Raw genomic sequence first — 21640 nt, forward strand, 5'->3', positions numbered from 1 at the left:
CCAGCTTCTTATTTCGCAGAAATGCGAGTGGGAGCTGGGTTTTTCCTTATAGTTTTTCCTTATAGAATATGCCATTCTTTTATTGCTTCGTTAAAACCACCTCTAAGTCGACATTACTTAACGCTTTTTCTTCAGCCATACTTTGAACATAACCTCCCAAGAAACCGTCCTGCTGTCCCTCCCAAAGCCTGTAGCCCGGCAACGCTTTAATATCTTTAGCGAATGTACCCGCAGTTCCTGCGAAGTATCGTACATTCAACATGGACATTACCTTCGCCATGGATTCTTTTTCAGCTTCTGTTAAAGGACTTTCCTTAAGACTATCCATAGCTTTGTCATAGGAGTTAGAAGCAAAGGCTTCTTCGGCATATGCTTTGAAGTTTAAGAGATTGTGATCTGTAATCTGGTTAGCTTCAGCCCAACCTTCAACGTTTAAGGCTGCTGTTTTATAATTTACGGCCCGCGTGACGGGATCGAAGGTCATGGCACCATATTGATGTGGATTGACGGCCATTGCACTCGTAGCGATATCAAAGATTGGCATTTGTTCAGTGGATTCTGTGTCTTGATTCGTGTTTGCTGGATCTACTTGAATGTCCTGCATATGAATATGTCCTGAAAGGACTAGATTCAGCCCATTCTTCCGTAGGGATTGTATAGCTTCCTGACTGTTATTAAGCTTAAATCCTGAAACAGACATAGAAGTATGGCTAAGTAAGTTATGGTGCATCACCGTAATCACTGAAGCGTGTTCTTTGGCTGCAAGCTTAACAGATTCGTCCATCCATGAAAGAGTAGAGGAAGCAATACGTCCATCCGTCTGAGGGAATCCGTATTTCAGATTATTAAGATATTGGCTGCTGTCTATCATGAGAATCCATAAGTTGGGGGCGGCCTTGACGATATAGCTTAATGATTCCTTATCACGTGATACAGCCTCTTTGTAGCCGAAATCCGCATACATTTTGACGAAGTCTTTGTCCGTAATTGAATCCGTAAGGAGCTGTTTATCGCCGCTGAAGGATCTAGCCCAAGGATTGAATATGTCGTGATTGCCAGGAATGACATAAACAGAGGTTCCTTGTTGTTCAATTCGTTTTAACTTTTCGGTTAACTTTTGATGGCTGCTGCGTTCCCCATTATTAGTTAAATCACCACTGAGGATGATAAACGCAGGCTTTTTCTGTTCAGCTTCATAGACCATAGCTTCAGCCATTTCATCACTGTAAGGCAGCATTTTCCCGTCACCGCCCGTGACATAGGTCTGAAAAGCCTGACCACCGTCCTGAAGATCCTTATCTAAAAAGTGAGTATCTGTAGCTACCCAGAAAGATACAGGTTTAAGTTCAGTCTGATCAAGTTCTACAGCATTTAAATTAGACGATTTTGTGTCTTTACAGCCAGTAAGCGCCAAGCTAAGGCAAAGGAGCATCATACAAGAGAATATGACCGTTTTTTTATGTAGGATGAGCGCTTTATCTGTTGTGAATTTCATATAAATAACCTTCCTTCTGTACTTTTGCTGCACTATTGTAGCTTATTTTCAGCAGTTATGTATATCGGAAAAGTGAAGAGGAGATGTTACTTACCGGGAGCCTTTTATATCCGACAATATTAGTTGTGAATAAATGTTGTGTTTTTAGAAAAAAGGTGATAAGATGTACAAAAGTAAGTTACTTAAATAAATGGAGGTAGTTATTTTATGTCTAACAATTTTCTAGAAGCGGTTAAAGGAAGACGTTCTATTTATGCTATTAGCAAAGAATCCACGGTAACAGATGCTCAAATTATTGAAATCGTTGAACAAGCGGTTTTGCATAGCCCTACATCATTCAACTCCCAAAGCTCCAGAGCGGTTGTTCTTTTAGGTGAACAGCATGATAAATTATGGGATATCACGACAGAAACTTTGCGCAAAATCGTTCCAGCTGAACAATTTGAAGGAACAGCGCAAAAACTAGCATCTTTCAAAGCAGGATACGGTTCCGTATTGTTCTTTGAAGACCAAGCGGTAGTGAAGAACCTTCAAGAAAACTTTGCATTGTATGCGGAGAACTTCCCAGTTTGGTCCAACCAATCTTCAGGCATTCTGCAATTCGTAGTATGGACTGCACTTTCTGAAGTAGGTTTAGGCGCATCCCTGCAGCACTATAACCCACTGATTGATGACGAAGTGAAAGAAGCATGGGGCATCCCGCAAGAATGGAAGCTGATTGCACAATTGCCGTTTGGTAAGACAGTAACTCCAGCAGGTGAGAAACAATTCCAACCGATTGAAGATCGCGTTAAAGTCTTTAAATAAGCTTAAAAGAGTGTTTAAAACCTTCTTGACCTGGCTAAGTGAAGTATACAGGTTAAGGAGGTTTTTGTATGCCGTGGAACAAAGATGATTATCCAGATTCACTGAAGAACTTCACAGCACCAGTTCGTAATAAAGCGATAGATATTGCTAATGCACTGCTAGAAGATGGATATGAAGAGGGAAGGGCGATCTCTATTGCTACCTCGCAAGCGAAAGAGTGGGGAGAGAACCGTGATAAGCAGATTCGAAAAAAAGGACACTAATCAGTTCGGAAATTGGTACAAAAAAAGCAGGACAGCGTCTTATAACGCTTGTCCTGCTTTTTACTGTCGTATTATTTAGCGGATTCAGTTCCTGCTTCTGCGCTTGCAGATGGTTCAGGAGAAGCTGTTGCTTCTTTTTTGGCATCCGTAAGTGAATTTGTGATTTTAGCTTTTGCAGTTGTATCTGACAACCAAGAAGTGGAAAGGGTGGAAACCTTTTGAGACACAAGCGTCTTTTTGATTTCATCTTTCTTTTCTTCCAAGGTGTAGTTTTTAGCATCTTTGTGGTCGGTTACTTTAATGATGTGATAACCATAATCGGATTTCACAGCATCACTTGTTTCCCCGACTTTAAGCTTAAATGCTACATCAGAGAATTCAGCTACCATATCTCCACGTTTGAAGAAGTCTAGATCTCCGCCATTATCTTTTGAACCAGTGTCCGAAGATTTTTCTTTGGCTAGTTCAGCGAAATCTGCTCCATCTTTCAATTGCTTCAGAATTGCATCAGCTTCTTCTTTAGTCTCAACGAGAATGTGGGAAGCGCGAACTTGTTCTTCTTCGTTAAAAGAAGCTTTATTTGCATCATAATATTCCTTGATTTCTTCATCGGTTACAGTTACTTGCGGCTCAAGAATCTTACGCAGTTTAACTTGCAGTGGCATTTGTTTCTTCAAGTCATCAACGGTCATTGAGCTTTGTTGCAATGCAGCATTAAATGCAGCTTCTCCGCCGAATTGAGCTTTAAGATCTTCTAATTCAGCATTGATGTCTTCATCAGTAACGGTTACGTTAGCTTTTTTAGCTTCTTGATCAACGAGTTCTGTAGTAATCATAGCTTGCAGCGTGCTTTCTCCACCAGCTTCGATCAATTTATCATAAAGTTGTTCTTTAGTAATGTTAGTTCCGTTAACGGTAGCAACAGCTGTGTTGCTGTCGTCCTTTTGGAACGGAGGCTTAATCAGTACAATGATAAGTGCCGCAGCCAGAACCACCGAGGCAATCATCCAGCCCTTGTTACCTTTAGGAGAAGCTGGTGGAGCAGGTGGGGTTGTATTGTTGTTACTGCCGACTTTGTTCATTACCGGAATACTTTCTTGTTTTACTGTATTCACAGGTTCTTCAGCAGCTACGACCTCCACTTCATTTACTTCATTGGTATTCTCGGAAGTGTTCAACTCTTCCTCCGTAGTACCGTTGTTTTCTAAGTTCTCATTTCCATTCAGATCTTTTTTGTCCATTATGAGTAATGACTCCCTTCAATATAGGTGTTGCTTGTCTATTAACAACTTTAACAGAAATCCAGATCCTAAACCTTAAGAAAGTATAAAAAAAGATAGGATCTTTTTAAGTTTCTATTAATAAAAAGCAAAAAGCCGGAATTGGCATCGGTAACATGCCCTTCCGGCTTATGGGAATAAGATGTTTACTTCAGTCCTTTCAATAGATGACGAATACTTTCTTGTTTCCGTCTTGGGACACGAACGTTTTTAGCGAATAGTCCCTTTTCTCCGAAATAAATGCAGTCGTCTTCGATAGAACTGATCTTGTTCAGATTGACATAACAGCCACCGTACACATGATAGTAAGTTGAATTGGATAACAATCGTTTTAATTGCTCGGCAGTCATTCTCTTTTTTATGTTGTAGTTTCTGCCGTGAAAAATGACCAAATCATGGTCTCCGACCTTAAAGAACAGAATGTCTGTTTCCACCTCGAAGTCCTCGTATACATTTCTGGCTTCCAGCAGGATGCTACTCATTCATGTTCCCCCTTTGTACTTAATAAAAGACTAATGTTAGCGCTTTCATTATAACACACTCCCTAATCCTTGGAAAGCCTTATTTTTGAACTATTTGTCACACTTTTTACTTTATAGTTTGTCATTAACGTTTAAAAACTGTAAATTATATAATAGCAATACTTTGAAGGAGGAATATAGTGATGGAAAAGCAGACTAAGTTATTGCTGTTTACGGGTTCTTATGCAAGTGCCACGGAAAGCGGTGTGCAGGTATTTGAATTCGATGGCGAAGCAGGAGGTACGTTAAAATTAATCGACTCGGTTCAGGGCTTAACTAACCCTACCTTTGTTAATGTGGATGCTACAGCGCTGCGTTTATATGCCATAGGAGAAAAGCCGAATGGTGAGGGTGGAAAAGAGGGCGAAGTCGTTACCTTTGCAATCGATGCTAAGAGTGGGAAATTGAGCGAATTGAACCGAATAGCCACAATGCCTGCTTCAGGTAATGGCCAAACGACCACATGTCATATTTCTAGAGACCTAAACAATGAATACGTTGTTGTATGTAGTTATCATGGTGGCACTGTAGGCTTGATTACATTAGATGAAGAAAAAGTTGCTAGTCAACTTTCGGATGTCGCCATTCATTCCGGCCACGGTCAACACCCTGAACGTCAGGATCGCCCGCATCCCCATTCAGCTATCTTCAGTCCGGACGGGCAGTATCTGTTTGTTTCTGATCTTGGTCTGGATATCATTCGGTCCTACAGAATCAACAGAGATTTGAACAAACTAGAAGTTCACGCTGATACGGTGCTTCATCCGGGAGCGGGACCTCGTCATTTTACTTTTCATCCAGATGGAAAGTCAGCTTATGTAATAAACGAAGTGGATTCCACGATAACATCGTTTACATATGACAGTGCTAGAGGTACTCTTCACACTGTAGATACAGTTTCTACTTTGCCTGAGGATTTTAAGGAAGAGAATACTTGTGCCGAAATTGCTACTTCAATAGATGGAAAATATCTTTACGCATCTAACCGTGGAGCAGATAATATCGCAGTATTTGCGGTGGATCCCGCTACTGCCAAGCTTACATTAATTGAATATGTATCCACTCGTGGAGGGCATCCTCGACACTTCTCTTTAACTCCGGATGGGGCTTATCTGATTGTTGCGAATCGTGACGCTAATAACTTGGTTGTATTCTCTATTGAAGCAGCTAGTGGTCGTCTCGTATTTACTGGAAATACAGCCGAGGTATCTAAGCCGGTATGTGTGAAGCCTGTGATTTTCCCTGTATAAAAGAAGCTCATTAACAAGAGTGAATTAGACAATTTAAGAAATAATAAAGGGAACACCGGAAATGTTGTCCGGTGTTCCCTTTATTATTGAAAAGAGGATGAAGAAATGAAATGAGCTTGTGAGCTATTTGAGTGAGACGGGCTTAAGAGGTACAATAGTGGATACTGCAGATTTAAATAGCACATTCTGTCTGCCATCACCTTGACCCTGTAAAGTGATTGTGAATGCATCATACGAGGTTACGACGCCTTGCATTTTCACACCATTCGTTGTGAAAATCGTCACGGGCACCTTTGTGGAAATAAACTGGTTCAACAAACGTTCCTGTAATTTTAGACTCTCCACTTTGGCAGCACTCCATCTTTTTGTATATTTATTTCTCTATAATTATAGCACGGGTTAGAGCTTCACTGGAAATGCGATCGACAGGCACAAAATTAGACACGGAGGTATTTATGCTTTATTATCAGAACTGGTCTAGAGGTTTTCGTTATTTTATAGGGTTTGCTGCTTGTTTCGTCGTTATTGCGATTCTAGTTCATATGAATAAGGTATCATCATTTGATAACTATATGATTCATTTGGTTCAATCCGCTGAATCACCTGGGCTGACCTCATTTGCGAAAGGATTATCTCTGATTGGTTCCTCTAAGGTAGCGATTGGAATATCTATCGGTACGATGGCTCTGCTCTATTTTCTGCTGAAACATCGGCTTGAGCTAATTCTATTCCTATGGGTTGGACTAGGCTCACAGCTATTGAATACACTTATGAAGTTGTGGTTTCAAAGGGAACGCCCGAATTTCCATCGTATTGTCCAAGAGATTGGGTATAGTTTCCCAAGTGGACACTCTATGGCAGCCTTCTCCTTGTATGGGGTAATTGCCTATTTACTGTGGCGGCATTTGCCGCGAAGAAGTGAACGGATCCTGTTAATAATGTTTGCAGTATTCATGATCGTAGGCATTGGCTGGAGTCGTATTTATTTGGGAGTCCATTATCCTAGCGACGTTATTGGAGGTTTTGCTGCGAGTGGCGCATGGCTGATGTTATCCGTCGGTCTATTTGAAGCCTATAAAAAACGGATATCTTCATAAGGAATGGAGATACCCGTCGATTAGTTAAGGATTCAGTGGGATATTTTAAGGGTTCATCACATGATGTTCCGAAGATTTTCGATCCTGGAAATGACCCATTTTACCTATTTTTTTCTTCAGCATAGAAGGAAGTCCAGCCTTTAGCTTTTGGGCTTCTTCTTTCGTGAGCCGTCCCTCGGTGATGGCTTGATCCAGCCGCTTACTTGCGGATTCGCTGAGCTTCTGAATATATTGCTCCTCTGTCCAGCCTTTTTTCTCACGGGCTAGCTCGGGGAGGGTTTTGCCTGATTTAAGGCTATTGATTAGCTCTGTTCGATCCATCTCAAGCAGCTTGGCTGTTTCGAAAATAATGAAATGTCCGCCGGCTCTGAATTTCCCGTCTTTCCCTGGAGGGGGTCTATGACCTTTTTCCAAGGGTCCAGAATCAGGTGCAGCGGAAGTTACATTCTCAGCTGACGCATGCCCAATAGGAGCAAGAGCTGAAGACAGACTGAGGAAAAGAACCGCTGTAATAGTCGCGAATTTTTTGATGTTGTTATTCATTCACTCACCTCGTATGTTATATGTGATAGGTACTTACTTGAATTAGTATTCCCTGAAAGCTGAAAGAATCATGAGTGAGAGCTTAAATGATCTTAAAATTCATCAACTCTAGGCTTGGGTAATTAGAGGAATGAGGGATTAACAGATGTCCATATTGCAGAGTGGGCCAATTTTTAGGGGGGATATTTTTGGCTTTTGGAGCTCGCATATTTAAAACAGGAATGGCAGTCACGCTTGCCTTGTATCTAGCCGAACTGTTACATTTCCCATCTTCTGTGGGCGCTGCAATCGCAGCAATTTTCGCTATGCAGCCATCGATTTATCGCTCTTGGCGTTATTTTCTTGATCAGCTGACAACGACTACTATGGGCGCGATACTCGCTCTTCTGGGAGGAATGCTGTTATCTAATAGTCCAATTGCGGTTGGGTTAGTCTGTATTCTTGTCATAATGATCAGTATGAAAATTAACCGAGCGGATACAATTAGCCTGACGCTAGTCACAGTTATCACAGTGATGGAGGCTTCTGGAGAATGGCAGTTCGCACTGAATCGTTTCTTATTGACATTGACAGGGATTGTTTCTGCATTTCTAATCAATATTATAGTAGTTCCTCCGAAACCACGTAAACAGTACATCAAGCAGATTGAGAACGTCTTTGCCAGCCTATCCTTGCTGCTAAGAACGGCAGTATCTCATGAGATGAAGGAAAGTGTGTTTCGTGATGAAAAGCTTGCACTGGAGTCATCCATTAAATCTTTAGCGGATAAGTATGCTTTGTTTGAAGAGGAGCAGAAACAGCTAAAGCGGGCGAAGTACAGTCAGACTAGACAGATGGTTGTCTATAAGAACCTGTTATCATCTTTACAAAAAGGCTTCGATGTTCTTGAGGCTGTGGACCGGCATTATTTTCAAGCGGATCGAAGCGAAGAGACTGATGCATTGTTTGACAGTCATTTGGAGCAGTTAATCAAATATCATCAACTGATCTTGTTGAAATTTGAAGATAAACTTAAACCGAACACCAATGAATCAGAACCCTTGGGAGACGAGAATGATGGATTTTTGAATTCAACGATCCTAGGGTATAATGCGGAGAAAATAGGTCAACTACGTTTGTATGTTGTAGCCGCAGCTATTTACGATTACGGGTATCAATTAGAACGCCTGGATAAAGTGGCAGATCAAATGAATCGTATAGCGACTGAGGAAAAAGAAACGGATCGTGAAGCATAGAACATAACCTTTTGATGTGCAACATATAAGCTTAAGGATTATGTTCAGAGTGAAACTTATACTTCTTATTTTTATTAACAAATCCGGTCCCAGAGGGGCCGGATTCATCTATTAAGAGTATCCTCACTTGAAATATCAACCTTCCAAAAGGGGATGAAATGTAGTGGAGAATCATGAAATTGAATGGAAAGAAGAACAGCAGCGAGTAGACGGAGTGACCAAGCTTTTGTCTGCCCATATCCGGCGTTTATCTGAGGAGCTCGGACTTCATCGTAGTGATGTGGTAGATATGCGGAAAGACTTCTGGGAAGAGGTTACGGTAAACTTCAGTAGTCCAGATGATTTAGGGGAAACTTCAACAAGTCTTCGCCAACAATCCCAAATCTTGAATGAACGCGAACGCCATCATTTACAGTCAAGCAAGGCACTGAAAAAATATAAAAAGCTGCTCGTCTCTCCATACTTTGGGCGTATTGACTTTACAGAAGCACCAAATGGAGAAACTGAAAAGATATATCTAGGAATTGGATCTTTGATGGAGGATGATGGCACCTTCTTGATCTATGACTGGCGGGCACCCATATCGAGCTTATATTATGACGGAGCACCTGGTCCTGCAGCTTATGAAACGCCTGGTGGACTAGTTTCAGGCACAATGAATCTTAAGCGGCAATTTGTAATAGCTGATGGTGTTATTGAAGTGATGTTTGATACTGGTGTTACGATCGGTGACGAGCTTTTGCAGCAGGTGCTTAGCCATAGTGCCGATGATCGAATGAAGAGTATTGTAGCTACCATTCAGAAAGAGCAAAATGCGATTATCCGTAACGATAAAAGCCGGATGCTGGTTGTACAGGGTGCAGCAGGGAGCGGGAAAACCTCAGCTGCACTGCAACGGGTAGCTTATCTTTTGTATAAATACCGTGAAGTTCTGCAGGCAGATCAAATGCTTTTGTTCTCGCCAAACCCACTGTTTAATAGCTATGTATCTACCGTACTCCCAGAGCTAGGTGAAGAAAATATGCAGCAAACCACCTTCCAGATGTATTTGGAGCACCGTCTGGGACATGAATTTCAGCTTGAAGATGTCTTTAGTCAAACAGAAAGCCTATTGAATGCCCCTGACGGCCCTGAGGTGGCTATACGCAGAGAAGGCATCGCTTATAAATCATCCGTACCTTTTCTCGATGCAATTCGTCGATATGCTACGATGCTTGAGCATGAGGGCATGATGTTCAAACCCTTAATGTTTCAAGGAAGGGCAGTCGTCAGTAAGGAAGAGATGGAACGTCACTTCTATGCTTATGATCCAGCCATTAAGCTAGCGAACCGTGTAGACCTGATGACACGTTGGCTGCTGAAGAAGATCGCTGATTTTAGTCATGAGGAAAGAAATGCTTCATGGGTGGAAGATCAAATTGAGCTATTGGACTCCAGTGATTATCATCGTGCTTATCAGATGTTGCGACGTAAGAAGAAAGCTACGCAGGATAGCTTTGATGATTTTGATACGGAAAAAGAAGTGTTATCCCGGTATGTAGTCAGCCAACGCTTAAAACCACTGCGCGGGTGGACTAAACGAGGCCGTTTTGTGGATGTTAAGGGGTTGTACAGTACGCTGTTTACTGATCGTGAGCTTATGGAACGTCTAAATGGTGTTAATTCTCTACCGGAAATCTGGGATGAGATCTGTGAGCAAACGCTAAAATCTATCGCAGTGAACGAGCTGGCTTATGAAGATGCCACTCCATTCCTGTATTTAAAGGAGCTAAGCCAAGGCTTCCGTACCAACACGTTGATTCGTCATGTGATTGTGGATGAAGTACAAGACTACTCCCCTTTCCAATTAGAGTTCATGCGCCGTTTATTTCCAAGGGCTAAAATGACCGTATTGGGTGATCTGAATCAGGCGATTTATGCACAAGGTGAAGTGCTAGGCGATTTGTCTAGTTTAGTTAGCATCTATGGTGAAGAAAATACAGAAGTGATCTCATTAACCCGTAGCTACCGCTCCACTTATGAGATTGTGGAATTTACCCGGGCAATGATTCCTGGCGGAGAACGTATTGTGCCGTTTAATCGGCGCGGAGAAGAACCTCAATTAAATGTAGTATCTAGCGAGGATGAGCTTCTAAATGCAGTTGAAAAGGATATCCGGAATTTGCAATCAAAGGGGTATCATTATGTGGCTGTCATCTGTAAAACAGCAGAGGAAAGCGCACGGGTTCACGATGAACTACATAGTAAGCTACCGGTAAGGCTCGTTACGAAGGAAACACCGAATTTCCAGAAGGGAACACTGGTGCTACCTGCTTACTTAGCCAAAGGTGTGGAGTTTGATGCTGTTATCATCTACGATGGTTCAGCTGAACGATATGGCAGAGAAAGTGAGCGTAAATTGTTCTATACAGCTTGCACTAGGGCTATGCACTTGCTTCATATTTTTAGTCTGGGGGAACCGAACCGATTCCTTCCAAACGTAAATGCGAAGACCATGATTGCAAATTCGCTGTAAAGCCTAATCTTTTAAACGTAAGATCGTCCTTTCGCTTTGGCGGGGGACGGTCTTTTTGTATGGATGAATAAAGAGGGATGAACAAACCACAATATAGAGAGTCGCAAACAATGCAAAGGTGGTCAGTTCATGAAGGAAAGAAAATGGGATCTGTTTGCACTAGCATCCATTCCACTTATTATGACCCTCGGTAACTCCATGTTGTTGCCTATTTTGCCGCAGATTTCTAAAGAACTCGGCATTAGCTCTTTTCAGGTGAGTATGCTGATTACTGTCTATGGATTGATGGCTATTGTGATGATCCCTATTGCAGGGTACCTGTCTGATACGTATGGACGAAAAAAGGTGATTCTTCCGAGCCTGATCATTGCTGCTATTGGTGGTATCATCTGTGTGGTGGCGGCTTGGCTTATGAAGGGCATTAGTGCTTATTGGGTCATTCTGGCCGGTCGTTTGTTACAAGGCATAGGCGCGGCCGGTGCTTTTCCGATTGTGCTGCCCTTTGTTGGTGATTTGTTCAAGAAAGAAGAGGATGTAAGCAAAAGTCTGGGAATCATTGAGACCTCTAATACGTTTGGTAAAGTACTCAGCCCGATTCTTGGCGCTTATCTCGGTTTATGGCTCTGGTTCGCACCTTTTATCGCAATTCCTGTTCTATGTCTAATCTCATTTGGCTTAGTTTTGTTTCTGGTTCGAAAGCCGGAAGCAAAGGAACAGCCTGAGAAACAGAGTATACGAGAATTTTTAAATGGAATTGTGAGTATTTTGCGTAAAAAGGGACGATGGCTGTATGCTATTTTTGCCATAGGTGGTATCTGTATGTTTGTGACCTTTGGCGTTCAATTCTATTTATCAGAGATACTGGAATCTAAGTATAAAATGCATGGGGCGATGAAGGGGTATGTACTGGGGGTCCCGTTAGCCTTGTTATGTTTGTCCTCGTATGGAACAGGAAAGATTATTGGTCAGAACAAAACGCTAATGAAATGGCTTGGCTTTGGGGGGATGGTATTACTAACTGCAGCAATGATCTTTGCAGGGTTCAATAAAGGCATTTATTTCTTAGTTGGATTTATGGGTTTAGGCTGTGTTGGAATTGGGATTGTTCTGCCTTGCATGGATGCATTGATAACAGAAGGGATTGAAAAGGAGAATAGTGGAACTATAACCTCTCTCTATAGCAGTATGCGGTTCATCGGGGTATCTTTGGGGCCGCCGGTGGTATCGCTGCTGATGAGCAGTGGACATTGGGTATTGTTTGCTTTGATGGCTACAGTTGGCGCTATCGGTGGTTTGCTGACCTTATTTGCAGTTACGCCAAGCAAAGGAAGCAAGGGGGAATCCGGTGTGAAAGAAACAGAGAAGATCAATCCCCGCCTTTTGTCAAAGCGTGTTCGTCAGACTTCGGCGATGTCCATTGATGGAAAAAAGAGCTATCCTTAAGCTACGTTGCCATAGCTTCTGGGATAGCCCTCTTGATAAAAGAATAAAAGACTCTTCTTATGCCTGTGGTACGGATTCCCAATCCTTCAGGAAGCGTTCAATACCGTTATCTGTCAGCGGATGCTTCCAGAGGGTTGGCAGGAGCGAACCTGGGATGGTAGCAATGTGAGCACCAGCAAGCGCTGCTTGCTCTACATGTGCAATGTTACGAATGGATGCTGCAATAATTTCGGAAGTCATGCCGTAGTTGGTCAGGATAGTCTTTAGATCCTTGATCAGCTTCATTCCGTCAACACCGATATCATCCAGACGTCCTACAAAAGGAGAGATATAAGTTGCGCCTGCTTTTGCAGCCATCAAGCCTTGAGCCGCTGAGAAGACAAGCGTTACGTTAGTTTTGATACCTTTTTTAGTAAGCTCATAACAAGCTTCCAAGCCATCTTCAGTCATAGGGAGTTTAATGACAACGTTTGGAGCCCATTCAGCAATTTCGTATGCTTCTTTCAGCATTTCTTCTGCTGTCAAACCGATTACTTCTGCGCTAACAGGACCTGGAACGATGGCTACGATTTCTTTGATAACATCTTTAAACAATCTTCCTTCTTTAGCGATGAGCGACGGGTTAGTCGTTACGCCATCCACTAATCCGAGGCGAGTAATACGTTTGATCTCTTCAATATTTCCGGTGTCCAAGAAAAACTTCATTTTAAGTTTCCTCCCTTGATTTCCATATGGATTGACAAACAATATTCATATTTTCATTATGAGACATGTCAAACGAAGTTTCAACTGTTATTTTGAATATTTCAAAATAACTTTATAGATTGAGGGCCTTTTACACTTGTTAAATCGAAGATAATATAAGATTGGTCTATGCATCTATCCATGATAATATATAATCGGTATTGTTATTATGGCGTATTGGGTGGGACGTGATGAAATGTACTCAGTATTAGTTATTTCGCTTGTGCTCGTGTTGTCAGTTGCCGGATTCTTGGCCTATCAAAACAGCAAATTGGTATCTAATCAGAAGAAATTAGGAACTTTATCACGTAATCCTGCACTAATGTATTCTATTTTTGACCAATCTTGCACTGCTAGTGTGGAAGATCCAGATGTAATTCCTTTAATTCAATACACAGTTTTTGTGGAGTCCAGTGGACAGGTAGTTGTGAATAAGCCTTTGGCTATCATTAATCTATGTAGAGTTAGCGCGGGTAAAGGGGAATTAGTTCTGGCTGATGTCGAACGTAATGTGCTAGAGTACATTAAATCGGCAGCTCCCTCGGATTCATTCATTGCGCATAAAGCTTACTTACATAGGGCTGCTAACCACGCTGAAAAAGAGATGATCCTAAATTTAGAGGATGTAGTGAAATTACAATATACATAAGGCAGAATGAAGATTATTGATTTTTTCGGCTGCAAGAAGGATAATACGAAATTGGATACAAGAAATGAGGGAAATAGAGTGCCGCCCGTTACAGAAGTGAATTTTGAAGTGGTTGACCCAGAGAATGCTGCTTTAAGAGAGCTTATTACGTTTCTGGATGAGGAACTGAAGATGCGTTATCCGCACGAGACGATCTATGTCGTCGATTTCGAGGATCCCAAAGTAAAAGAAATGACTTTTGTAGTAGCCTACTTGAACGGTAAACCAGTGGGTTGCGGCGGGCTTCGTCCATTGGATTATATCGGCACTGAGAAGGCTGCGATGGAGTTGAAGCGTTTTTATGTAGATTCTTGTTATCGCAAAATGGGCATAGCTACTAATATGCTGTTATTCCTTGAGGCACAGGCAATTGCTGCCGGCTTTAGGGAGATCCGATTGGAGACTGGAATCAAACAGCCTGAAGCGATTGCGCTTTACGTCAAACACGGCTACCAACCGATAGATTTGTTTGGACCCTATATCGGTGATCCGGATAGTCTCTGTTACGGCAAAATATTGGATGTCGGTGCTTAACCGGAATCCTACTGATTATGGGAATTTCAAGTTTACTATAAATCTTTATAACGGATAACATGGGGGTATTTATATGAGCATCAATGTTAAACAATTAGCAGCAGAAAAAGCAGTAGAATACGTAGAAGATGGAATGAAGGTAGGTCTGGGTACGGGATCAACTGCTTACTGGGCGATCCGTAAGCTTGGCGAACGCGTCAGTGAAGGTCTAAAGATTACCGCAGTTGCTACTTCACGCGCTTCCGAGGAACAAGCACGAGAGCTAGGGATTCCACTGGTAGCTTTTGGTGATATTGATAGTCTGGACCTGACCATTGACGGAGCGGACGAGCTGGACAACAGCTTGCAACTAATTAAAGGCGGCGGCGGCGCTTTGCTTCGTGAAAAGATTGTAGCTAGTAATAGTACTCGGATGATCGTGATTGCCGATGAGGGTAAAGTTGTAAGCACGCTAGGCAAATTTCCACTGCCAGTGGAAATCGTTCCTTTCGCCTGGGAGTGGACTGTGGCGGAGCTTGCTAAACTGGGTTGCCAACCCGAGTTGCGCCGTAACGGAGAAGAGTTGTACAAGACGGATAATGGCAACTACATAGCGGACTGCCGATTTGAAGAGATAGAATCTGCGCCAAAGCTTGCATTGACCATCCAAAGTATCCCGGGTGTTGTAGATCACGGCCTATTTATTGGAATTGCAGCGATGGCTATTGTCGGTAAACATGACGGAAGCATCGAAATAATAGAAGCTCAATCTAAGAATTGATTAACCGCAGACTTAGAGAAACTAGCCGTTCATGGCCGCTAAAAGGATTGACACGGGTAGTACTAACTCTGTATAGTGCTACTGTTATCTATTGGATGTTTCTCGGATTTGGACGTGAAGTTCACACTGGAGGTCCTCTTCAGTACAATCTGGTTCCATTACGTACGGTGTCACTTTATTTCAACTTGGATAACGGGTTATCACTGATCAACCGGCTAGTGAATCTGCTAGGGAATGTTGTGGTTTTTATTCCATTTGGTTTTCTTTGGCCATTAGTAAAGACACGTTCGATTTCTTGGCTTAGGATCTCGTTATATGCTGTCCCTTGCATACTGCTTTTGGAGTGCTTACAAATGCTGCTGCATGTGGGAAGCTTCGATATTGATGATTTACTATTAAACATGCTAGGTGTGTGGATAGGCTACGGATTGTTTCGAGTGATTAGCTTTAAAAGTAACAAAGAAGGAGAAATGTGAAGAATGTTGATTGATCTTAAACCCCTCATTGGTACACCTGAGGTGAATGAGCTGTTGACCTATGCGGTCATTGATGATCCGAGTGCCCTACAGCAGACCTCGTCTGAGTATAGCGAACAAGCCGGGTTTAAACTATACGGGTGGGAAGAGGAAGAATTACTGCTTGGTCTCGTGGGCTTTGAAGAAACAGAAGATGGCTCTTTGGATATTCGGCATATTGCTGTATTGCCAGAGAACAGAGGAAAAGGTTATGCACGGGGGATGATTCTGGAGCTGCTTACTACGCGGCAGCCGCGTTATCTTGTAGCAGAAACTGAGGATGAGATCGCTGCAGATTTCTACCGTAGTCTTGGTTTCATGGTGTACAGCCTCGGTGAAAATGCAGCAGGTATTGAGACGCTGAGATGTGTCTATGAAGTGGATGAGATCGAGGATGAGGAATAAAAAATATGTAGAAGACATAAAATGGCAGGTCGAGATGAATTCTCGGCCTGTTTTTTTTGTTGTGCAGATCATAAATTATTCAGCAGAATTGTAAGTTGACTTTTGAAAAAAATGGGATTATAGTTTGACAATAAAACTGTTCTACAGTCGAACTATATTTTTGGAGGTAGGAAGCTTTGGAGGATGAGGTTCAGCATTGGATTAACCGTTATATGGATGCATACATGATGGTGACAAGACAAGTAGCGGCAAGAATTAAGGATAGTATTGCTGCGGATACAACGAATGATCAGTATCAAATTCTGCGTCTGATTAATGCTCAGGAACAATGTACGTCTACATATCTAGCAGAAACCTTTTGCGTGGGTAAAAGCTCCATTACAGCGATAATCAACAGACTGGTGCAAGCGGGCATTATCGAGCGAACCCGAGACGAGAATGATCGTCGTCAGGTGTATTTATCGATGTCTGAGCATGGCAAAAGAGTATTTGAAGCAGCAGAGTCGCAAGTACATGAAGTGGTGGCCCCGTATTTGTTTCATTTTGAAAAGAAGGATATTGAAATGTTCATCATGATGTTTGAGAAACTGGCGAATTTAATTCAGAATGATAATGGAGGGAAGAGCCAATGAAGACGATTCTAAAAGCAAGATGGGCGGTCATCGCAATCTGGCTCGCTGTAGCGGTTGTGCTAATGATGACGGCCCCATCGTTCTCAGATCTTGTCCGTGAGAAGGGGCAGGTCACGGTTCCAGAGGGATACCCTTCATCAAGAGCAGCAGAAATCATGAAGAAAGCGGCAAGTGACAAGGGTGGCGAATCACTTCATCAGGTAGCTCTTGTATTCAATAACCCGAAGGGGATCGGAGCAGAAGAAACAGCAAGTATTCAACAGGGCGTTGAGAAGCTGGCTGCGAATAAGGAAGCTCTACAATTAGATTCTATCACCGATCCTTTTTCACAAAGCGAGCTTAAGGATACGCTGATTGCCAAAGATGGCAAGACCATTATGGTGGCGTTGTCCGTAAAAGGTGAAGGAGAGGCTGTTACTGCGCTGCCAGATAAAGTGGATGAATTGCTTACAGATGTTAAAGCAGATCATTATTTGACCAGTGAAGGTCTCATTACAGAAGATATGATCGCAAGCTCAGAAGCAGGGCTAAAGAAGTCGGAGTATATTACAGTTGTATTTATTCTACTTATTCTATTCGTCGTTTTTCGTTCATTTGTAGCGCCTTTTGTACCGCTGCTGACAGTAGGTCTCAGCTATATTGTATCCCAGTCTGTCGTGGCTTTTTTGGTTGATCGTTATGATTTTCCATTATCTACGTTTACTCAAATCTTTATGGTCGCCGTCATGTTCGGGATCGGTACGGATTATTGTATTCTGCTGATCAGCCGTTTTAAGGAAGAAATGATGACCGCAGAAGATACCAAAAGTGCTATTATTGCAACTTATCGTAAAGCTGGAGGAACGGTTTTCTATTCAGGCTTAGCGGTGTTCGTAGGTTTTGTAGCGATTGGATTATCGAAATTCATTCTTTATCGTTCAGCAGTAGCTGTTGCAGTTGGAATTGCCGTTATGCTATTGGCACTTGTGACGATTGTTCCGTTCTTCATGGCGGTGCTTGGCAAAAAGCTATTCTGGCCTTCCCGTGGCAAGCTGGAGCATAGTGAGAGCCGGATTTGGGGATGGGCAGGTTCTTTTTCTTTAAAAAGACCGTGGGCCGCTCTTCTAATTGTTGCAGTAATCGTATCCCCCTTCTTACTCACTTATAGCGGTAAGCTGTCCTTTAACAGCTTGGAGGAAATCGGCTCGGAATATGCTTCGGTAAAAGGGTTCAATATTATTTCGGAGAGCTTCGGACCAGGGGAATCAATGCCTGGCAAGATCGTAATCAAGAATGATGATCGCATGGACAATTCAGAATACCTGGGTCTTGCGGAGAAAATCAGCCGTGAGCTGGAAAAAGTGGATAGCGTAAAATCTGTTCGCAGCATGTCACGTCCAACAGGTGAGCTAATTAGTGATTTCTTGATTCCTAATCAAGTTGGTACACTTTCTGATGGATTGGATCAGAGTAACGATGGACTGACCAAGATCCAAACCGGATTGTCTGAAGCAAGTAAACAGCTTAGCGATAATGCTCCCAAACTGACAGAGGCTGTTGCGGGAAGTGCTAAACTGACAGAGGGCACAGCAGACCTCAAAGACGGAATCGTTGCTTTAGGCACCGGGCTAGCCCGGATTGAGAGCGGGATAAAGAGTGGCTCAGCGGGTGCCGGAGAAATCAAAGCCGGTCTTCAGCAGGCAGCAACAAGTGCTAAACAGTTAGCAGATGCTAATACGAAGTTACTTGAGGGCTATAAAAAAATCGGCGGCGGCTTAACCCAGCTGGATGAAGGACTAGGGCAGCTTCCGAAGCAGCTACAAGGCGCTGCAGAGGCATTAAAAGGACTGGACGGTTCCTTCGCTGGCTTAGAGAGCAGTTATCCGGAAATTGTTCAGGATGTAAATTATTTGACGATCAAAGGCACAGTAGCACAAAGTGGTACGGGTGTAGCGCAGCTAGCAGCCGGTCTTGGTCAGGTTTCAGAACAGCTTAAAGGTGCAGCTACTGGTTTAAATGAAGCGAATGCCGGTTATGCCAAAGCTGCGGCTGGGCAAACCGCGCTCGCGCAAGGTTTAGCTAAGCTTGTAGCTGGAATCGGCCAACTGCAATCTGGGCTCGATCAGGCGGCAGCAGGTCAAGGACAGATCGTAGATAAGATTCCATCTATCACAAGTGGTCTTGATCAATTGCAAGGCGGACAGAAGCAGTTAGCGGACGGCTTTGGTGAATTGACAGGGCAAATTGGAGCCTTAACCACTGGACTAAGCGATAGTGCTGATGGATTGAAGCAAATTACAAGCGGTCTGGGCTCGGCACAAGAATACTTGAATCAGATTCAAGCGGCTAAGGATGAAGAGCTGAGCGGATTCTTTGTACCAGCTGAGGCACTTAAAGCTGAAGGTATAAAGCAGGTATTTGATACTTACTTATCTGATGACCGTAAGGTGATGACATTGGACGTGGTATTCACCGAGAATCCTTACAGCTCAGAGGCTATAGATAGTGTGGGTGATATTCAAGCAGCAGTAGATCGTGCAGTAAAAGGAACGAAGCTTGAAAATGCTGAAACAGCTATTAGCGGGGTTACAAGCAGTCAAAGCGATTTGCGGAATATTTCCAATGAAGACTACTCGCGTACAGTAATCTTAATGTTGAGCGGTATTTTCATCATATTAGTGTTACTGCTTCGTTCAATCGTAATGCCGATATACCTTATTATTTCACTTTTGATCACTTACTTTTCAGCGCTGGGTGTTACGGAGGCTATTTTCGTTAATCTACTGCACTATGAGGGGATTACCTGGACGACGCCATTCTTTAGTTTTGTTATGCTGATTGCACTAGGTGTGGATTATAGCATTTTCTTAATGGCCCGGTTTAACGAAAATAAAACTTGGGATGTAAAAGAAGCGATTCTACACGCCATGCGCAATATGGGTACAGTTATCCTATCTGCTGTAGTTATTTTGGGAGGGACCTTCGCTTCGATGTATCCTTCAGGGGTACTGTCGATGATGCAGATTGCAACAGTAGTGCTCGTGGGATTGGCCCTGTATGCTCTAATATTCTTGCCATTCTTTGTCCCTGTTATGGTACGGATCTTTGGCCGAGGAAATTGGTGGCCATTCTCAGTTAAAGAGAGCGGAGAAGCTAACAAACAGGATTTAAATATGTAAATGGGGACTATATCCCATTTATGAAAATCAGAAGTCATAACAAGTTGTTTTTTGCAGCCAGTCACCGATCAATGAATCGGTGACTGGCTTTTTATTTGAGTAGAATGAATCGCTTCGATGGGGCATTATTAGCGGGGAGAACTACTAATCTGTTCAATTGTCATGGGTCTTTTATCCATTGTTGTCTGGTTCTTTAGGTTATTGTTATTATGTTTTCAGAAAATTATAATAACTCTGGATTCGTTTTCAAAGTCTCCAAATTACAACTAGAAAGCGAGATGATGAATGATGAAAGTAAACATGAAGACCAGCAGTATCGCAAAAAAGGCTGCTCCAATTATAATTACAGCTGGGGTTATTGCCGGAGTTGGACTTATTATCGATACCGATAAAGCATTTGGACACGGTTATGTATCCGAACCTGCAAGTCGTGCGAAGCTTGGTGCAGCGAATAATGTGGGTTCTGTTCAATATGAGCCACAGAGTCTAGAGGCGCCAAAAGGCTTCCCATTGGCGGGTCCTGCGGACGGGAAGATAGCATCAGCGGGTGGCATGTTCGGAGGAATTCTGGATCAACAAACAAGTGATCGCTGGATTAAACATGATATGGTTGGCGGATTAAATGACATCACTTGGTATATTACAGCACAACATAGAACAACAAAATGGCATTACTATATTACGAAAAAAGGTTGGAATCCTAATGCACCGATTAAACGTTCTGACTTAGAGCTTATTGGAACTTTTGAGAATGGCGGTAAACAGCCTGAGCGTTCTGTGACACATAAAGTAAATGTCCCAACTGACCGCAGTGGATATCATGTTATTTTGGCTGTGTGGGATATTGATGATACAGCAAATGCCTTCTACCAAGTGATTGATGTGAATCTAAAAAACGGTGATTTAGGACCTGGGGTACAACCAGATACAGAGAAGCCGTCGACGGTAACAGGGTTACACACGATGAGTGTAGAATCGAGCACTGTAGACCTTATGTGGGATGCTGCAACAGATAACGTAGGCGTAGATCATTACTTGATTTACCGCGGTGAGAACATTGGTAATGCGAAACAAGTTGGTATTTCCTCAACAACGAGCTATAAAGACATAACTGTAGGATCCGGCAAAATCTATACATATTACATCGTAGCTGTGGATCGTGCAGGAAACACGTCAGGCTCAAGTAATATTATTGTTGTTAGCACACCAAACCCGGAAGAGGTTATCCCTCCAGTGGAAACAGCAGATACTGTGAAGCCTTCGATGGTTGAGGGGCTGCATACCATGTCAGTGAAACACAATAGTGTTAATCTAATGTGGAACGTCGCCCGAGATAATGTAGGTGTTGATCATTATGTTGTATATCGGGATGGTGTTAAACTGACCCAAACCAAGGAAACTTCCTATACGGATTTAACGGTACAAGCTTCCACTACGTACAATTATTATGTGAGAGCTGTGGACGCTGCTGGTAATATTTCAGACAAGAGCTCTTTGTATACAGTCACAACCCTTGTGAAACCCGTATTACCAGATGTAGCAGCTTGGAATGCATCCGGGTTGTATATTGTTGGAACAAAAGTTGAATACAAGGGTAACCTTTATGAAGCTCGAGTGACATTTAGAAGTTATGGTGATAATAACTGGAATCCGGAGTCGGCATTATCACTCTGGAAATTAGTAACGAAATAACGAATAACATCAATACACCGTCTAATTTCAAATAGATTATAAAAAAAACGGAAATCATTTCTG

21 protein-coding genes are annotated in these 21640 nt (G+C 42.6%); 15 read left to right on the top strand and 6 right to left on the bottom strand.

Annotated features, from left to right (window positions below):
• Positions 1-79: 79 nt before the first annotated feature.
• Positions 80-1495, bottom strand: coding sequence for a metallophosphoesterase (locus R50345_RS12375; RefSeq protein ID WP_052414576.1), 1416 nt, complete (start codon positions 1493-1495; stop codon positions 80-82).
• Between the two features lie 207 nt (positions 1496-1702).
• On the opposite strand from R50345_RS12375, the gene R50345_RS12380 reads away from it, so the two are divergent.
• Together R50345_RS12380 and R50345_RS12385 are read left to right on the top strand one after the other, a co-directional pair.
• The gene (locus R50345_RS12380; protein WP_042126941.1) at positions 1703-2302 is read left to right on the top strand and encodes a nitroreductase family protein; all 600 of its coding nucleotides are present in this window, start codon (positions 1703-1705) and stop codon (positions 2300-2302) included.
• Positions 2303-2370: 68 nt separating this feature from the next.
• Positions 2371-2565 (top strand): DUF2188 domain-containing protein, encoded by a 195-nt coding sequence (locus tag R50345_RS12385; protein WP_042126943.1) that lies wholly within the window; start codon positions 2371-2373, stop codon positions 2563-2565.
• 71 nt (positions 2566-2636) lie between these two features.
• Here the strand turns inward: R50345_RS12385 and R50345_RS12390 are convergent, their stop codons facing one another.
• Positions 2637-3806, bottom strand: a complete 1170-nt coding sequence (locus R50345_RS12390) for a peptidylprolyl isomerase (RefSeq protein WP_042126945.1) — start codon at positions 3804-3806, stop codon at positions 2637-2639.
• Positions 3807-3991: 185 nt separating this feature from the next.
• Entirely contained in the window at positions 3992-4327 is a 336-nt protein-coding gene (locus R50345_RS12395) for a hypothetical protein (protein WP_042126947.1), read from the bottom strand.
• A gap of 182 nt (positions 4328-4509) precedes the next feature.
• Between R50345_RS12395 and R50345_RS12400 the strand changes: the two genes are divergently transcribed.
• Complete coding sequence (locus R50345_RS12400) at positions 4510-5616, top strand: lactonase family protein (RefSeq protein ID WP_042126950.1); 1107 nt, start codon at positions 4510-4512, stop codon at positions 5614-5616.
• A gap of 123 nt (positions 5617-5739) precedes the next feature.
• On the opposite strand, the gene hfq is transcribed toward R50345_RS12400, so the two are convergent.
• Positions 5740-5961: an RNA chaperone Hfq gene (hfq, locus tag R50345_RS12405; RefSeq protein WP_042126951.1), complete on the bottom strand. Its 222-nt coding sequence runs from the start codon at positions 5959-5961 to the stop codon at positions 5740-5742.
• Between the two features lie 110 nt (positions 5962-6071).
• Here hfq and R50345_RS12410 point away from each other — a divergent pair, with 110 nt between their 5' ends.
• Entirely contained in the window at positions 6072-6713 is a 642-nt protein-coding gene (locus tag R50345_RS12410; RefSeq protein ID WP_052414577.1) for a phosphatase PAP2 family protein, read from the top strand.
• A 45-nt stretch (positions 6714-6758) separates the two neighbouring features.
• Here R50345_RS12410 and R50345_RS30280 read toward each other — a convergent pair whose 3' ends face one another.
• Positions 6759-7256, bottom strand: a complete 498-nt coding sequence (locus R50345_RS30280) for a hypothetical protein (protein WP_052414578.1) — start codon at positions 7254-7256, stop codon at positions 6759-6761.
• Between the two features lie 188 nt (positions 7257-7444).
• On the opposite strand from R50345_RS30280, the gene R50345_RS12420 reads away from it, so the two are divergent.
• From R50345_RS12420 to R50345_RS12430, 3 genes are all read left to right on the top strand, one after another.
• On the top strand, positions 7445-8491 hold the full coding sequence (locus R50345_RS12420) for an FUSC family protein (protein WP_042126955.1): 1047 nt from the start codon (positions 7445-7447) through the stop codon (positions 8489-8491).
• A gap of 163 nt (positions 8492-8654) precedes the next feature.
• Positions 8655-11006 (top strand): RNA polymerase recycling motor HelD, encoded by a 2352-nt coding sequence (gene helD / locus R50345_RS12425; protein ID WP_042126957.1) that lies wholly within the window; start codon positions 8655-8657, stop codon positions 11004-11006.
• A gap of 129 nt (positions 11007-11135) precedes the next feature.
• The gene (locus tag R50345_RS12430) at positions 11136-12449 is read left to right on the top strand and encodes a bacillibactin exporter BcbE (RefSeq protein ID WP_081954063.1); all 1314 of its coding nucleotides are present in this window, start codon (positions 11136-11138) and stop codon (positions 12447-12449) included.
• Between the two features lie 57 nt (positions 12450-12506).
• Here the strand turns inward: R50345_RS12430 and fsa are convergent, their stop codons facing one another.
• Positions 12507-13154: a fructose-6-phosphate aldolase gene (gene fsa / locus R50345_RS12435; protein ID WP_042126959.1), complete on the bottom strand. Its 648-nt coding sequence runs from the start codon at positions 13152-13154 to the stop codon at positions 12507-12509.
• A gap of 235 nt (positions 13155-13389) precedes the next feature.
• On the opposite strand from fsa, the gene R50345_RS12440 reads away from it, so the two are divergent.
• From R50345_RS12440 to R50345_RS12475, 8 genes are all read left to right on the top strand, one after another.
• Positions 13390-13842 (top strand): hypothetical protein, encoded by a 453-nt coding sequence (locus tag R50345_RS12440; RefSeq protein WP_042126960.1) that lies wholly within the window; start codon positions 13390-13392, stop codon positions 13840-13842.
• 6 nt (positions 13843-13848) lie between these two features.
• A complete protein-coding gene (locus tag R50345_RS12445) occupies positions 13849-14415 on the top strand; it encodes a GNAT family N-acetyltransferase (RefSeq protein WP_081954064.1) in 567 nt (188 codons plus the stop codon).
• Positions 14416-14494: 79 nt separating this feature from the next.
• Positions 14495-15175, top strand: a complete 681-nt coding sequence (gene rpiA / locus R50345_RS12450; RefSeq protein ID WP_139328475.1) for a ribose-5-phosphate isomerase RpiA — start codon at positions 14495-14497, stop codon at positions 15173-15175.
• The gene (locus R50345_RS12455; protein ID WP_052414579.1) at positions 15172-15651 is read left to right on the top strand and encodes a VanZ family protein; all 480 of its coding nucleotides are present in this window, start codon (positions 15172-15174) and stop codon (positions 15649-15651) included. The genes rpiA and R50345_RS12455 overlap by 4 nt, the downstream gene beginning before the upstream one ends.
• Positions 15652-15654: 3 nt before the next feature.
• Positions 15655-16095 carry a GNAT family N-acetyltransferase gene (locus R50345_RS12460; protein ID WP_042126964.1) on the top strand — a complete coding sequence of 147 codons (441 nt, stop codon included), beginning with the start codon at positions 15655-15657 and terminating at the stop codon, positions 16093-16095.
• A gap of 176 nt (positions 16096-16271) precedes the next feature.
• Complete coding sequence (locus R50345_RS12465; RefSeq protein WP_042126966.1) at positions 16272-16727, top strand: MarR family winged helix-turn-helix transcriptional regulator; 456 nt, start codon at positions 16272-16274, stop codon at positions 16725-16727.
• Positions 16724-19885: an MMPL family transporter gene (locus R50345_RS12470; protein ID WP_042126968.1), complete on the top strand. Its 3162-nt coding sequence runs from the start codon at positions 16724-16726 to the stop codon at positions 19883-19885. Before R50345_RS12465 ends, R50345_RS12470 begins: the two co-directional genes overlap by 4 nt.
• Before the next feature lie 285 nt (positions 19886-20170).
• The gene (locus R50345_RS12475) at positions 20171-21577 is read left to right on the top strand and encodes a lytic polysaccharide monooxygenase (protein ID WP_052414580.1); all 1407 of its coding nucleotides are present in this window, start codon (positions 20171-20173) and stop codon (positions 21575-21577) included.
• Positions 21578-21640: the final 63 nt, after the last annotated feature.

This window comes from Paenibacillus sp. FSL R5-0345 (assembly GCF_000758585.1).
GTDB lineage: Bacteria > Bacillota > Bacilli > Paenibacillales > Paenibacillaceae > Paenibacillus_AQ.